General features: G+C 50.6%; 14 protein-coding genes. 10 read left to right on the forward strand and 4 right to left on the reverse strand.

What is annotated here, in order from left to right; genetic code table 11:
* Positions 1 to 429: 429 nt before the first annotated feature.
* The 6 genes from ACES2C_RS16165 (at position 430) to ACES2C_RS16190 (ending at position 7705) form a co-directional block, all read left to right on the forward strand.
* Positions 430 to 3390, forward strand: coding sequence for a TonB-dependent receptor (locus ACES2C_RS16165; RefSeq protein WP_374164107.1), 2961 nt, complete (start codon positions 430 to 432; stop codon positions 3388 to 3390).
* Positions 3391 to 4470: 1080 nt separating this feature from the next.
* A complete protein-coding gene (locus ACES2C_RS16170) occupies positions 4471 to 5055 on the forward strand; it encodes a TIGR00730 family Rossman fold protein (protein ID WP_374164108.1) in 585 nt (194 codons plus the stop codon).
* 55 nt (positions 5056 to 5110) lie between these two features.
* The gene (trxB, locus tag ACES2C_RS16175; RefSeq protein ID WP_374164109.1) at positions 5111 to 6067 is read left to right on the forward strand and encodes a thioredoxin-disulfide reductase; all 957 of its coding nucleotides are present in this window, start codon (positions 5111 to 5113) and stop codon (positions 6065 to 6067) included.
* An 89-nt stretch (positions 6068 to 6156) separates the two neighbouring features.
* Positions 6157 to 6279: a 30S ribosomal protein THX gene (locus tag ACES2C_RS16180; RefSeq protein ID WP_374164110.1), complete on the forward strand. Its 123-nt coding sequence runs from the start codon at positions 6157 to 6159 to the stop codon at positions 6277 to 6279.
* A 36-nt stretch (positions 6280 to 6315) separates the two neighbouring features.
* Positions 6316 to 6912, forward strand: a complete 597-nt coding sequence (locus ACES2C_RS16185; protein ID WP_374164111.1) for a DUF4230 domain-containing protein — start codon at positions 6316 to 6318, stop codon at positions 6910 to 6912.
* A 172-nt stretch (positions 6913 to 7084) separates the two neighbouring features.
* On the forward strand, positions 7085 to 7705 hold the full coding sequence (locus tag ACES2C_RS16190; protein WP_374164112.1) for a hypothetical protein: 621 nt from the start codon (positions 7085 to 7087) through the stop codon (positions 7703 to 7705).
* Positions 7706 to 7726: 21 nt separating this feature from the next.
* Here the strand turns inward: ACES2C_RS16190 and ACES2C_RS16195 are convergent, their stop codons facing one another.
* From ACES2C_RS16195 to ACES2C_RS16205, 3 genes are read right to left on the reverse strand one after another with little or no spacing between them, the layout of a single operon-like run.
* A complete protein-coding gene (locus ACES2C_RS16195) occupies positions 7727 to 8320 on the reverse strand; it encodes a hypothetical protein (protein WP_374164113.1) in 594 nt (197 codons plus the stop codon).
* Positions 8307 to 8804 (reverse strand): RNA polymerase sigma factor, encoded by a 498-nt coding sequence (locus ACES2C_RS16200; protein WP_374164114.1) that lies wholly within the window; start codon positions 8802 to 8804, stop codon positions 8307 to 8309. Before ACES2C_RS16200 ends, ACES2C_RS16195 begins: the two co-directional genes overlap by 14 nt.
* Positions 8805 to 8834: 30 nt before the next feature.
* Entirely contained in the window at positions 8835 to 9356 is a 522-nt protein-coding gene (locus tag ACES2C_RS16205; RefSeq protein WP_374164115.1) for a hypothetical protein, read from the reverse strand.
* Positions 9357 to 9421: 65 nt separating this feature from the next.
* Here ACES2C_RS16205 and ACES2C_RS16210 point away from each other — a divergent pair, with 65 nt between their 5' ends.
* The 4 genes from ACES2C_RS16210 (at position 9422) to ACES2C_RS16225 (ending at position 12562) form a co-directional block, all read left to right on the forward strand.
* Complete coding sequence (locus ACES2C_RS16210) at positions 9422 to 10789, forward strand: dicarboxylate/amino acid:cation symporter (protein ID WP_374164116.1); 1368 nt, start codon at positions 9422 to 9424, stop codon at positions 10787 to 10789.
* Positions 10790 to 10827: 38 nt separating this feature from the next.
* Positions 10828 to 11331 (forward strand): hypothetical protein, encoded by a 504-nt coding sequence (locus ACES2C_RS16215; RefSeq protein ID WP_374164117.1) that lies wholly within the window; start codon positions 10828 to 10830, stop codon positions 11329 to 11331.
* A gap of 311 nt (positions 11332 to 11642) precedes the next feature.
* Positions 11643 to 12239 (forward strand): bifunctional nicotinamidase/pyrazinamidase, encoded by a 597-nt coding sequence (gene pncA / locus ACES2C_RS16220; RefSeq protein ID WP_374164118.1) that lies wholly within the window; start codon positions 11643 to 11645, stop codon positions 12237 to 12239.
* A gap of 5 nt (positions 12240 to 12244) precedes the next feature.
* On the forward strand, positions 12245 to 12562 hold the full coding sequence (locus ACES2C_RS16225; RefSeq protein ID WP_374164119.1) for a hypothetical protein: 318 nt from the start codon (positions 12245 to 12247) through the stop codon (positions 12560 to 12562).
* Here the strand turns inward: ACES2C_RS16225 and ACES2C_RS16230 are convergent.
* Positions 12543 to 13928 carry an APC family permease gene (locus tag ACES2C_RS16230; RefSeq protein ID WP_374164120.1) on the reverse strand — a complete coding sequence of 462 codons (1386 nt, stop codon included), beginning with the start codon at positions 13926 to 13928 and terminating at the stop codon, positions 12543 to 12545. The two genes, ACES2C_RS16225 and ACES2C_RS16230, sit on opposite strands and share 20 nt — an antisense overlap.
* Between the last annotated feature and the right edge of the window lie 101 nt (positions 13929 to 14029).

Here is a 14029-nt window from a genome sequence, read left to right on the forward strand (position 1 = left end):
TTCTCCTCAAGCCCCGTTTATCCTTTTCCCGGAGAATGACGCACAAATTGCGCCGGTAAAAGAGGGCCGACTTGCTGCCACCGCCTTGTCTTTAACGGAGAATTAGCAAAAAAAACGCCCTGTCCTGGTTTTTCAACGCAATATCTTTATTCGCGGCGTCGCAGGGATGAACCAAAACTAAGGCCCTGTTCTGGCGCTGAGCTGCAATAAATCGACATCTGTTAGTTCCTCAGTTTCAGTTGTTTGTGACGATTTGTCTAAAAAAGAATACTTTTCCCTTGCAGAGTACAGCTAATTTTCCGTATTTAGTCTACTAAATCTATAGAGTTATCATGATTGTAATACTTCATACACATGTCTGTTGAAGCTGGTAGACAGATCACATCCACTTCACCCACTTTATTAATTCAAAAATTACCAGAATCACTAATGAATCATTTTCTACAAGTTCTTTCTAAGGGCATACTCGCGTCCTTCCTGTTTGTCTTTGTCCTTTTTTCGGCTGCCCGTGCGCAGGGCAACAACTTTATCCTGGTATCAGGTCACATAGTCGATCAGCAGGCCAAACAGCCTCTGGAAGGAGTAAGCGTTTTGGTCAAGGGAACCGTCACTGGCACAGTGACCGACGCGCAGGGGAACTTTAACCTGAAGACCCGCGCCCGGTACCCCTTCGTTTTGCAGATCAGAAGTATTGGTTTTCAGGCCCAGGAGTTCGAGGTAAAAGGCCCCGAGTCGAACTTAAACATCCAGCTTGTTACTCAAACCATGCTCGGCAAGGAAGTCGTGGTCACGGCCTCCAGGGTGGAGGAAAACATCATGAAGTCGCCCGTGGCAATCGATAAGCTCGACATACGCTCCATTCGCGAAAGTCCGGCGCCGAGTTTCTACGACGCGCTGGAGAATATAAAAGGTGTGCAGATGACCACGTCCAGCCTCACCTTTAAAATTCCGAATACACGCGGCTTTAATATTCCCAGCAACTATCGTTTCATGCAGCTGGTAGACGGAGTAGACATGCAGGCCGCCACGCTGGGTGTTCCGCTCGGTAACGCCGTTGGCCCAACAGAGCTCGATATCGCAAGCGTTGAGATCACTCCCGGTGCTGCCTCTGCGCTCTACGGCATGAACGCCATCAACGGCATGTCGAACCTGCTTACCAAAAGTCCCTTTCTTTATCAGGGGCTGAGCATCTATCAGAAAACCGGCTTAAATCATACCGGCGGCACAGGCAGGGAGCTGAGCAATCTCACCGAAACGGCTATCCGCTATGCGAGGGCCTTCAATAATAAGTGGGCGTTCAAGATCAATGCGAGCTATATGCGCGGAACCGACTGGCTCTCAGACACGCGGCTCGACCAGAACCCTAACAGCCTGAAGACCGCTAACCCTGCTTTCCCGGAGCTCAGCGGTGAAAATAATGCTGTCTTTGACGGATGGAACAAATATGGCGACGATGCCCTGGCAGGAAGCAATACCGTGTCCATAACCGGACTTACCATCAACGGACAGCCTAACCAGACCCTGACAGTGGCACGAACCGGATATTGGGAAAAGGATCTGGTGAGTCCAACAGTTGACAACCTGAAGTTCGATGCCGCCCTTCACTACCGGCTGACCGACAAGGTGGAGCTCTCATACGCCTACCGCGTGGGTAAGATGGACGGCGTTTTTCAGCGCGGTAACAAAATACAGCTCGATAATGTCATCGTTCAGAACCACAAGTTAGAGGTGAAGGGATCCAACTTTCTTTTGCGCGGCTACCTGTCGAAGGAAGACTCTGGCGACTCCTACAACGTGAAGCCCCTGGCCGATAACCTCGACCTGGCCAGCGGAGGGAGCGGCAGTGTATGGGGGACGAAGTTTAAGACTGCCCTCAACGCATACGCCAGCGAAAACGGCGGCGTCCTGTCCTCCTCTAACCTGGCAGCAGCCACCCGTTACGCAAGGGAACAGGCTGATGCCGGTCGGGTTACTCCCGGTACGCAGGCTTTTAACGACTTAAAAAACACCATCCGCCACATCAATAACTGGGATATCAAATCCTCCCAGATCCCCGACGCTCCTGCAACAGGGGGTGCTGCTCTAGTTCAGAAAAGTAATTTATATCACGTTGAAGGGCAGTGGGATCTGTCCAATCAGGTAAAGGTGTTTGATCTCCTTTTAGGAGGCGACGCCCGCATCTACCAGGTGATCCCCGATGGCAATACTTTTGTCGACTTTTCACGGCCTATTGAAGACAGGAGCAAACAGCTGCCTGACGGCAGTTTCGGAGATAAAGTATATTATAAGAAATTCGGTGCTTTCACACAGCTTACCAAAACCCTGTTTGACGAGAAGCTAAAGCTGTTCGGCTCGCTCCGGTTTGATTACAACCCTGAGTTTGATCCCAAGTTCACGCCCCGGCTGGCAGCCGTGTATACCTTTAAGGAAAATCACAACTTCCGGTTCACCTTTCAGGAAGGCTACCGCTTTCCCGCACTCTTTGAGGCGCTGTCATACGTCAATAACGGTCGTGTGAAGCGCGTTGGAAGCTTGTCATACATCAACGAGGGGCTGGGCTATCTCGACAACAGCTATACCCAGGCCTCTGTCGTTAACTTTAACGCCGCTGTGAAGGCTGCCGGAAATACTGATGCCGCCGCTCTGGCCAACCGGGGTCTGCTGCAGCCTGCTAATCTTCCCGAGGCGCGCCCCGAGCGCATCACGTCCTACGAGTTCGGCTACAAGAGCATCATCCTCAACAACAAGCTCGTGATCGATGTCGATGCCTACACCAACCAGTACGACGGTTTCCTCGGCCAGGTTCAGGTATTTGTTCCAAAGGGAGAGACCGTGGGTTCTGATGCGGCAGTTATCGCCATGATCGACCGTAACCGGGATGCCACCGCAGCCTCCGGCGGAAATGCTGCCAGCAAGGGTCAGGACCGCTACCGCGTCTATACCAATGCCCGGAACACCTATCGGGCCTACGGATCGGCTCTCGGCCTGACCTATAACTTTTATAAAAAATATACCCTTTCGGGGAATGTCAACTTCAATAAGATGAAGTCGAACAGCAGTTCGGATATCTTCGTCACCGGCTTCAATACGCCCGAATGGGCTTCCAATATTTCCTTTGGGAACCGCGAGATCGTGAAGAACCTGGGCTTCAACGTGGTCTACCACTGGCAGGAGTCCTTCTTATGGGAGAGCCCCCTGGTGACCGGCCGGGTAGCAGCCATCAATACCGTTGATGCGCAGGCTTCGTACCGCATCCCCCAAAGTAAAGCGACGATTAAGGTGGGAGGAACCAACCTGCTAAACAAGAAGTATATCCAGTATGCGGGAGGACCAACACTAGGTGCTCTTTACTATGCCGCAATCACATTCGACGGACTGCTCGCCAAATAGCAGACCATCACGTTACAAAAGCCCGGTTCGGAGTACGCACCGGGCTTTCGCATTTTACCACCTTTGCTAAAAGAGGCGGAAGTAGCGTCGGGGCGCGAGCCCGATAGGGTGTACCGGCCTCATTGATACGCCTTGTTCTTATAATTTGCTTGATTAAGCAGGCAGCACCCCTGTGTATCTGTACTTCGGCACGATTCTGCGGCCTTGCCCTCGGAGGGGTTTAGCAGGGTGTTTGGCCGCTTAAACAGAGTAAGTATCCCTGCTTTTTATTTCTTTCGCCGGTTACGCAAGGGAGTAGGAAAATCGCTAATTTTGAGCTTACGCCATTGTCAGAAGCGTTCTTTTATATAACAGACAGAGGACCCGGCAGTCCAATTTTCCTGTATCAGTCCCGTTCTTGCCCAAAGTGCTTCGTCGCTCGCTGATGCCCGCTTGACCCGATTTTCCTGTTTCAGCCCCGTTCTTGCCCGATGCGGTTCGTTGCTTGCTGATGCCCGCTTGGTTCAATTTTCCTTCAATTCCCCGGGAAAACTCCTCTCCAACGAAAGACTTGCTGATGCCCGATTCGTCCAATTTTCCTGTATCAGTCCCGTTCTTGCCCAAAGTGCTTCGTCGCTCGTTGGTGCCAGCTTGGTTCGATTTTCCTGGATCAGCCCCGTTTTTGACAGATGCGCTTCGTCACTCGCTGCAAGGCGCTTCGTTGGTTCTTTTACTGTTCTTCGCTTGCGCTTCGGGAGTTTGCCGTCGTTTTGCCGTCGGTTTTTCGTCCTTTCTTCGCTTCTGCTTCGTTTCTCATTCGTTCCTGGTTCGTTCCTGCTTCGTCGTTTCTTCGTCTCCGCTTCGGCGTTTCTTCGTCTCCGCTTCGTCGTTTCTTCGTCTCCGCTTCGTCAGTTTGCCGTCTCCGCTTCGTCTCCGGACTTGCTAGCTGTAAAAAAAACGACAGAAAACGGACGGCCCAGGTACGGTCCTGGTAATACTCAGGATCTATCCTTTCCCTTTCCAGAAGAAATAATGAAGCCTTTTCTTATAAATCCTGATACGGCAGCTTTCAACTCCTTTGTTATTTTTGCAGACATGAAAATGAATAGCATTTGTGTCTATTGCGGCGCAAATTTTAATGGAGATCCCGTATTGAAGCAGGCCATAGAGGATCTGGCCCAGGCCCTGGTCGACCGACAGATCGAGCTCGTATACGGGGGCGGAAGCGTAGGTGTGATGGGGCTGATTGCCGATGAGGTGCTCGGAAGGAAAGGAAGGGTAGTGGGAGTGATTCCCCAGTTCCTGATGGATAAGGAGGTAGGGCATAGCGAGGTATCAGAAATGATCATCACCGACAACATGCATCAGCGGAAAAAGAAGATGGCCGACATTGCCGATGGCTTCATCGTGCTGCCCGGCGGTTTCGGAACGCTGGAGGAGTTTTTCGAAGTGCTGACCTGGCTGCAGCTCGGCCTCCACAGCAAGCCGATAGGGGTGCTCAATGTGGATGGCTACTACGATCATCTTTTTGCGCAGATGGACGTGATGGTAGAACGTAAATTTCTGAAGCCCGCCAACCGCGACCTGGTGATAAACGAGAGCAACCCCGCCGCCCTGCTTGAACGGATGGAGGGCTTTCAGGCCGCTCCCGACGAGGTTTGGTTCAGAGACCGAAATCTGACCTGAGGGTGACTTGCCTAAGGGCAGAGAAACTCGTAAATTTGTAAATTAAATAGATTTTATGTTGCAGGAAACAGAACATGTTCAATGCCTGATTATAGGTTCAGGTCCCGCTGGTTACACCGCTGCGATCTATGCAGCTCGCGCAGATTTAAAACCAGTGCTCTACACAGGCATCGTGCCTGGCGGTCAGCTTACTCAGACTACCGAAGTGGAAAACTTTCCGGGCTATCCGGGCGGGATCATGGGACCGGAGATGATGGAAGATTTCAGAAAGCAGGCAGAGCGGTTTGGTACAGACATTCGTTTTGGTTATGCAACCTCGGTCGATTTTTCAGGGCCGCTCCATAAAGTGGTGATCGACGAGCATAAAACCATTATAGCAGATACTGTGATCGTGGCAACCGGAGCTTCAGCAAAGTGGCTGGGCCTCGAAAGCGAGCAGAAATATAACGGATTTGGGGTTTCTGCCTGTGCGGTTTGTGACGGCTTCTTCTTCAAAGGCCAGGATGTGGCCATTGTTGGGGCTGGCGACACCGCTGCTGAGGAAGCTACTTACCTGGCTAAGCTGTGCCGCAAAGTGCATGTACTGGTCCGCCGCGACGAGTTCAGGGCTTCTAAGGCGATGCAGGCCCGGGTACTCGACACGGCCAATATCGAAATCCATTACAACACCGAAACAAAGGAGATTGTGGGTGATGGTCAGAACGTGACGGGAGTCCATGTTGTGAACAATAAAACGGGAGAGGAAAAGACCATCCCGGTCACCGGATTTTTCGTGGCTATTGGTCATAAGCCGAATACAGACATTTTTAAAGGCTGGCTCGACATGGATGAGACCGGCTATCTGATCACCAAACCAGGCACTGCACAAACCAACATCGAAGGGGTTTTTGCCTGCGGCGATGCTCAGGACAAAATTTACCGCCAGGCCGTGACGGCTGCTGGTACCGGATGCATGGCGGCGCTGGAGGCTGAGCGGTACCTTGCTGAAAAGGAATACGAAACAGCTCACTAGGAGCTGAGGGCTTTCCGGCCTTTGATCTGTAGCAAAACCTTTTCGGCTTTTAAAGCGTTATCTTGTTTTACTTTTTAAATATCACATTTATGGGAAAAGGAGATATCAAATCAAAAAGAGGAAAGATCACCAACAAATCATTTGGAAAGAAAAGACCTCACCGGTTGAAACAGACGCAGCAGTCGTCGCAAACAGAAAAAATTGCTGAATAAAAGTGCCGGAACCGGCACTTTTATCGTTATATAGCCATGGCATCATCTTCTATCCGTTCCAGAATAACAGTCATCCTGACCATCACCATTTGTATTGCAGTTGCCCTTCTCCTTCTTTTCTTTTACCTGAAGCGGGAGTTCCTCACTACACGCACAGAGATCAGCGAAGACGTCATGATCGAGAAGATCACCAGCATCGGCAAGCTGGAGCTCGTGAAGTACTCGATGAAGGATGTGCTGGAAAAGAAAGAGCTGCGCACCATCCTGCCCGACAAGCGGATCCTTCTTGTAGCAGCAGGGGAGGTAGCAGGCTGTATCGACCTCACGCGGGTGAAGAAAGAAGACGTGGTGCCTTCCGGTCAGGACTCCCTTACCGTTACGCTTCCGCAGCCTGAGATCTGCTACTTTAAGATCGATCACAAGCGTTCCAAAGTGTACGACGTTTCAGGCACCTGGTTCCCCACCGACACAAAGGCCATGGTTGAGGATGTCTATAAGCTGGCTGAGCAGCGAATGCTCCAGAACGCAAAGGAGATGGACATCCTTGGCAAGACCCGGGAGAATGCCTTCGTGATCTTTAAGCCGATGCTTGAGAACATCTCAGGAAAAAAAGTAGGGATCCTCTTCCGCTAGACGGCATCCGGCATGCCTTATTTTCGTCCGCTTAAGAGGTACCTGCACCCGCGGCAGAGGCGCCACCCTGCACGGAGCTGCCTCTGCGCTTAACCCTTTTAGCGCAAAGATTTGGCTCTCCTGTTTTATTTTCTAAGAACCTTTCGTATTATTGATGCTGTCAATTACTGTTATGAGGATACTTGCATCAATAAACGTTACATTAGTCTGTTTTGCTTCGGTCTTTGTTTCATGCACCTCAAAGGAGGAAAAGAAGGCCGAAAAGCCTGTTGTGAAGACGGTGCTGCCGGCGCCCTTCCGGTTTCATAAGGCTGTTGAGGTGAAGCCGGGTCTCACCTTTGACGTGCTGAGCTGGGGAAGAGGTTCAGAACTGAGCGGCGCCTTTATGATCCTCCGCTCTGATTCGGCAGCCATCAAGTACTGCTCGGTAACAGAGGAGCTCGAAGGACGCATCAGCGATGCCTGGAATATGGACATGGACACAGACGGCAACCCTGAAATCTTCATAGAGGCCAAATCTGACGACAAGGAGAACCCGCTCCGCATGTACGTGTATGAGTTTGATGATAATGGAAATGGCCGGGAGATCCGTTTCCCTGACCTTACATCCTCTACCAAAAAGAACTACCGCGGTAAAGACTCCATCTACGTGAAGGAAGGTGTTTTATATCGGCAGTTTCCGCTGTTTGAAGAGTCGGATACAGCAGGCCTGAAGCCAACCGGCAAGAAAATACTGGAATACAGCCTCAGAGGAAGCACTTTTTCTGTTAATACCGTGGAGCCTAAAAAATAACAAGCTTCCTGACCGCAGCTTTTAGTCGTTAAACTGTTTCTGCAGCCTTTCGAGATTGGAGATCATCTCGCGCAGCTTCTCCTGCTCTTTTCCGATGTAGATGCGCATCAGTCGCCAGCAGATAAAGAACCAGGCGATTGTGAACACCACCCCGCCAGCCGTTTGCCATAAGGGAGCAATGAAGTAAAGCTCTACGAAGTAAAGCGCGAACGCAATACCGATGAAGATGCTGTAGATGCTGTATTTGCGGGTGTTGAGTACGTATCTCTTCTTTTTATAAGCTTTCAGGTACTGGATATAGTTTTCAGGCTGTTGCAGCATAGACTCGCTCTCAGTGAAGCTTTTGTAATCGCTCGCCTGAACAAATACGTAATATAAACAGCAGGAGATGAGGATGAGCAGCGAGAGGTGAGTGGTCCACATGATAAAGGGATTTGACAGCCATACCCACACAAGGATCACAATGGCGACGACCATGCCAAGGCCCTCCAGCAGCAGCTTGTTGCTAAAGGTCTTTTTGGTCTTTTTAAGCCGGCCTACCAGGTCTTCGTAGCTAATCCCCGGCTTTGAAACCTGACCGCTCCATATATCTTTTAATGCATCAAAATCTTTCATAGCGGTTGTATATCTCAGTAAGCTTGTTCTTTATCCTGTGAATCTTCACCCGGAGGTTGCCGTCAGATATGCCGGCAATTTCAGCAATCTCGTTATAAGGCACTTCGTCAAGAACCATCGTAATTATTAAACGTTCATTTTCTTCAAGTTGTGATATGCACTTGTAAAGCAGCGCCACCTGCTCGTTTTTCTCCGACAGTTCTTCCCTTTTATTCTCGATGATGTTGTCGGTCAGTTCTTCTTTACTTTGCCGCTTTTCCACGCGCAGCCAGGAGAGGCAGGTGTTTACTGCGATGCGGTAAATCCAGGTGGAGATGAGCGCCTGATTGCGGAACTTCTCAAGGTTTTGCCAAACCTTCATAAAGGTCTCCTGCATCAGGTCGTTGGCCGAGTCGCTGTCGCCTGTATAGCCATAGCACAGGTGAAAAACCCGTTTTGAGTTCGACTTGAAAATCTCCTTAAACAAAGCTTCTTTGCTTGTCATCGTCCTTTTGATACGCTCTGATGGTGTTTGTTACAGCTCGAGTGAGGCAAGATCGAAATTCTTCAGCTTCGGCGACGACTGCTCCAGCAAATTCTCGTATTCTTCGCGATAATCAAAGAGAAGGTCTTCATGAAGTTTCAGCAGGTTCTTTTTTACTCGCTGCAAGACGCGGAATAAGAGCAGTGCCAGCTGTTTCTGCGAGGACGTGAGGCCCGCGTAGCGGAGGAATTGCTGCGAGAACCAGATCAGGAGCTGCACCTCGGCAAGGGGCTGTCCGGTAAACTTAATGTGCCTGTTGAGGGTCCGGAGCATTTTCCGGATTTCCTTAGACCGCAAATAGATTCCAGGATGAAGGCTCTCGAAACCGGCTTGTAAGGATTTTTTTACAGAGTCGATATATCCGTCCACGTCACTGCTTTCGAACACCAGATAGTGGATCAACTCCTTATTCTCTTTCTTATATTTTGCCACTTTCAGGCAAATTTCGATCAGTTCTTCCCGCTCCAGCGCCTTTAGCTCCTTTTTGATCGCAATTAAGCTTTCCTGTTTCATGTATCTCCAGTAATTTGACTGGTAAAGCTAATTATTTTACATTTGCTGGCCATTAAATTAATCCCATGAAGTTAAAACAGGCAGGATTTACTGCTATCATTACCGTAAGTATTGCGGCCATTCTCCTTTTTCTTAACGAATATAACCTGGTGGCTATTCCGTCGCAGGTCCTCATATTCTCGCGCTGGCTGGCAATCGGAGGGTTAGTGGTATTCGGCCTTAAAAAGAAGTCGCTCACCTCCTGGATACTTATTGCCATGGTCATCGGGGCTGAGATAGGACATGACTATCCGGAACTGGCCATGAACCTGCAGGTGTTAAGTAAGGTCTTCCTCAAGATGATCAAGACCATTGTGGCACCTCTGCTTTTCGCCACCCTCGTGTACGGGATTGCCGGTCACGCCGACTTAAAGCAGGTTGGGCGTATGGGCTGGAAATCAATGGTTTATTTTGAGAGCGTTACCACCATCGCCTTGTTCATCGGGCTTGCTGCTATCAATATTTCACAGGCAGGGGTAGGTATTAAGATTCCGCCTGCACAGCACGAAGAACTTCCGAAGATCCCGCCTCAGTCGGCAACCGACATCATCCTTCATATTTTTCCGGAGAACGTTGCCAAGTCAGTGGCAGAGGGACAGATCCTGCAGATTGTCATCTTCAGCGTCATTTTCGGCGTAGGGCTGGCCATGGTACGCGAGGACAAGCGTCTTCCGATGTTACACTTCACAGAGAGCCTGGCTGAAGTGATGTTTAAGTTCACCAATATCGTGATGTACTTTGCTCCCGTGGGGGTAGGTGCTGCCATCGCGTATACGGTAGGACATATGGGGCTGGGCATATTGGTCAATCTCTTCCAGCTTCTGGCCACGCTGTACGTGGCCCTGCTTGTCTTCCTTTTTGGCGTGCTGCTGCCAATCGCTCTGCTGGTTGGAGTGCCGGTGCGGAAGTTCATCGCCGCTATTGCCGGACCTGTTTCCATTGCCTTTGCAACCACCAGTTCTGAGGCAGCGCTGCCCAGGGCGATGGAGAACCTCGAGAAGCTGGGCGTACCGCGTAAGATAGTGGCCTTTGTGATGCCCACGGGCTACAGCTTTAATCTCGATGGCACCACCTTGTATCTGGCGCTTGCTTCTATATTTGTGGCTCAGGCGGCAGGCATGCACCTCAGCTTCGGCCACCAGCTGCTGATCGTTTTCACCCTGATGCTGACCAGCAAGGGCGTTGCCGGAGTACCGCGGGCCTCGCTGGTCATTCTCCTCGGAACGGCCTCTTCTTTCGGAATGCCTACCTGGCCCATTTTTATTATCCTCGGTATTGACGAGCTCATGGACATGGCCCGCACCTCCGTCAACGTCATCGGAAATTGCCTGGCGACCGTTGTAATAGCTAAGTGGGAGAAGGAATTCCATCCTGAAGAAGTTGAGGCAGAATAGTTAAAAAAAGCTCCTGTATTTATTATTACCTTCGAACCATGAGTGACAAAGGAAAAAAGATTTTCTTAGCATTAAGTATAGTTGTTCCGTTTCTGATCTACTGCGTTTATTACTATGGCATGATGGTAAAGAACGCACCTTACAAGTTTGCCGAATTTGAATCGCTCACCTTTAAATATGGAGAAGGAGACAGCCTGGTTAACCAGTACGATTCCAAAACGCGCAGCTACCAGTATCTCAATGACCGGGATTCGCTGATTAAGAAGCAGGTGAAGCTCACCAAAGACGATCTGCTCTTCCTTCATCGCAAGGCGGTAGAGTACGGGTTCTGGGATTTCCCCTCAGACCTTACCGTTGCCGAGGGTGCAGGAGGTGCAAGGGGACCGCGCTACTACCTGGAGTACAAGTATAAAAGAAAGAGCAAGAAGGTAACCTTTGACGTAAATTACAACGGGAACCCGAAGCTGAAGGACGCGGTCAGAGGGCTGATAGAAACGGTCGATAAGACCATCAACACGGCTGAGGATCGGGGCAAAAAATAGGGGAGTTCTCCCTGCTCAGCTCCCCCGGGCTGCGGGAGTTCGCACATATCGTTAAATTTCTGTGAATGTGTATTTGTGTTATAGAGATAATTAAGTGCCTTTTAAAAGATTGCTGACTGCTGATAGCTGACGGCCAATCGCCGTTATTGAGATCGCTTCGCTACGTTTAATTGGCCTTAAAGACACTCAAGCAATTATCATTTCCCGTTTGTAAGCGCAGTTCATGAATCTCTTTTCGATTACATGTACCAATACGTTCAAATGCTGATTTTCTGCTTTGTTCACAGATATCCTTAATTTTTTGATTACTGATGAAGGCTTTATTGATCATAGATATTCAAAATGATTTTTTAAGCGGAGGCGCATTGGCTGTTCCGCAGGGCGATGAGGTGATCCCGGAGATCAACAGACTGCAGGAGCAGTATCCGCTTGTTATTGCCAGTCAGGACTGGCACCCTCGCGGTCACAAGAGCTTTGCTTCCAGTCATGCTGGAAAGTCCCTGTTCAGCCGCATAGAGCTGAACGGCCTGGAGCAGGTGCTGTGGCCCGACCATTGTGTGCAGGGTACTGATGGTGCGGCCCTTTCGGCACAGCTGGATCAGCGACGTATCGAGACGATCTTCAGGAAAGGGACAGATCCCGGGACCGACAGTTATAGTGCGTTTTATGATAACGGCCGGAAAAAGGCGACCGGGCTCACTGAGTACCTGAGAGGGAAGAAGGTGTCGGAACTGCACGTGGCCGGACTTGCGGCCGACTACTGCGTATATTATTCAGTAAAAGATGCCCTGGCAGAGGGCTTTGAAACCGTTCTTATCGAAAATGCCACCCGGGCCATTGATCCCGCTGCCTTTACTGAAATTAAGAAGGACATCCTGCAGAGAGGCGGCACGGTGCTCCATCTCTGAGCCGCATGACGGAGACATCCAACAAAAGCAGGCGCCAGTCTGTTGATATTGGTATGGTTGACGATTTGCTATTTGAAGACGAACAACAGCAGGCACCGGATGAGCCTTTCTATATAGAGGCCGACCTGTACGATAGCGGCGATTACGTTCGTCTGCTGGTGGTGCCCTGCGATACGCGGTACGTACTTGTATTAAATGATGAACATCTTTGCACCCTGCAGCTCACCTGCGATGAACCGGTGTGCTGGGAGCAGGAAGACGGAACCCTTGACGACGAAGTGGTAGAGCGTCTGGGAGCCGCTATCAGAGCGGTGTCTCAGTAGCCTCATCTTTAACGCTGCGGGGCACGCAGTACCGGTAATACAGGAGACCCGTACCAGTAAGGGCTATTCCGAGAAGTGAAGGAATAAAAGCGGTGGTCAGCGTAACCACCATAAAGGTGATCTGGATCAGCAGAACGAGGATCAGCGTAAAGGGATAGCCCCAGGCTTTATAAGGCCGGGCTAGAGAAGGATATTTCTTTCGGAGGATAAAGACTGATGCAAAGGTCAGCACGTTAAACACAGCCGATGTAAACGAAAAGTAATCAATCACTGCTTCATATGCGCTCTGGGCGAGGGTAGAAAAGGCGATGAGCAGTGCCGCCCACAGGGCCTGAGCATAGAGGGCGTAATTGGGCGTTTTGTATTTGGGGTGCAGGGAGGCGAGCCGGCGGAAGAACAGCTGATCACGTGACATGGCAAACCAGGTCCTGCTCTTCACAAAGATCTGCGTATTGACATTGCTGAACGTATTAATCATGATCGCCCCCACTACCACAAGCGCTCCGGCACTGCCCAGGATTGCCTTCATAGAGTCTACTGCAACAGCTTTTGATGCAGCCATCGCGCCAGGCCCCAGCAGGTTGATATATGCCGAGTTGATGAGCAGATATAAGAGCATCACGCTGCCTATGCCAAGGAACAGAGACAGGGGCAGGTTCCTCGAAGGATTTTTTACCTCTTCTGCCACATAGGTGGCGCCTTCCCATCCGCTATAGGCGAAGAAACAGTAGCGCATGGCCGTAAAGACAGCCTGGACGGCAGCCCAGCCGGTTACTGCCGTTGCGCCGGTGCTGAAGTGAGCAGTATGTATTCCCCTGGAAAAGGCGGTCGCAATGATCAGCACGAGGATAGCCACCTTCAGGAGGCTAAAGATGTTTTGCAGCTTGCCGCTGAGCTTGATGCCCAGCGAATTGATAAACGTCAGCAGCATGACAATCGCAATGGCCAGGCCTGCTACCGGAAGCTTCGCCGGGCCGGAGAGAAACAGGGATACCGTATTTTCTGAAAAGAACAGGGCAACCGCTGCTATGGCGCCGGTTTCGGAGACAAAGAACATGGCCCAGCCCCGTAAAAAGGTTACCACCGGCGGGTAAGCGGCTTTCAGAAAGACGTAAGGCCCGCCCGATTTCGGTATCATGGCTACCAGCTCTGCATAACACAATGCGGCCAGCATGGTGGCAATTCCCCCTAATATCCAGGCTCCGTAGAACATGGAGACCGAAGCGGTGATCATCATAATGGGAGCAGGAGTTCTGAAAATTCCTGACCCGATGATGCGGTTCACTACAATAGACAATGTTTCGGGCAGGCCCAGCTGCCTCTGAAGTTCTGTTTTTTCTCCTCCCTTACCGGCGTTCTCTGACATTTGCGGCCAATATAGATATTTGTGCTGAGAAAGGCGCTGAATGTGGATTACATGGCCAGAGGGGCTTGTTGCAGAGGAGGAAGGAAAGTGATGCGCTGCGG

The organism is Arcticibacter sp. MXS-1, from assembly GCF_041902385.1.
Lineage (GTDB): Bacteria > Bacteroidota > Bacteroidia > Sphingobacteriales > Sphingobacteriaceae > Arcticibacter.

Bases quoted from the DNA above. Each gene is read 5' to 3' on its own strand.
- ACES2C_RS16185 (WP_374164111.1), top strand. From the start codon at position 6,316: ATGGCATCATCTTCTATCCGTTCCAGAATAACAGTCATCCTGACCATC.
- ACES2C_RS16210 (WP_374164116.1), top strand. From the start codon at position 9,422: ATGAAGTTAAAACAGGCAGGATTTACTGCTATCATTACCGTAAGTATT.
- ACES2C_RS16230 (WP_374164120.1), bottom strand. From the start codon at position 13,928: ATGTCAGAGAACGCCGGTAAGGGAGGAGAAAAAACAGAACTTCAGAGG.
- ACES2C_RS16165 (WP_374164107.1), top strand. From the start codon at position 430: ATGAATCATTTTCTACAAGTTCTTTCTAAGGGCATACTCGCGTCCTTC.
- ACES2C_RS16195 (WP_374164113.1), bottom strand. From the start codon at position 8,320: ATGAAAGATTTTGATGCATTAAAAGATATATGGAGCGGTCAGGTTTCA.
- ACES2C_RS16225 (WP_374164119.1), top strand. From the start codon at position 12,245: ATGACGGAGACATCCAACAAAAGCAGGCGCCAGTCTGTTGATATTGGT.
- ACES2C_RS16170 (WP_374164108.1), top strand. From the start codon at position 4,471: ATGAATAGCATTTGTGTCTATTGCGGCGCAAATTTTAATGGAGATCCC.
- pncA (WP_374164118.1), top strand. From the start codon at position 11,643: ATGAAGGCTTTATTGATCATAGATATTCAAAATGATTTTTTAAGCGGA.
- trxB (WP_374164109.1), top strand. From the start codon at position 5,111: ATGTTGCAGGAAACAGAACATGTTCAATGCCTGATTATAGGTTCAGGT.
- ACES2C_RS16180 (WP_374164110.1), top strand. From the start codon at position 6,157: ATGGGAAAAGGAGATATCAAATCAAAAAGAGGAAAGATCACCAACAAA.
- ACES2C_RS16200 (WP_374164114.1), bottom strand. From the start codon at position 8,804: ATGACAAGCAAAGAAGCTTTGTTTAAGGAGATTTTCAAGTCGAACTCA.
- ACES2C_RS16215 (WP_374164117.1), top strand. From the start codon at position 10,828: ATGAGTGACAAAGGAAAAAAGATTTTCTTAGCATTAAGTATAGTTGTT.
- ACES2C_RS16205 (WP_374164115.1), bottom strand. From the start codon at position 9,356: ATGAAACAGGAAAGCTTAATTGCGATCAAAAAGGAGCTAAAGGCGCTG.
- ACES2C_RS16190 (WP_374164112.1), top strand. From the start codon at position 7,085: ATGAGGATACTTGCATCAATAAACGTTACATTAGTCTGTTTTGCTTCG.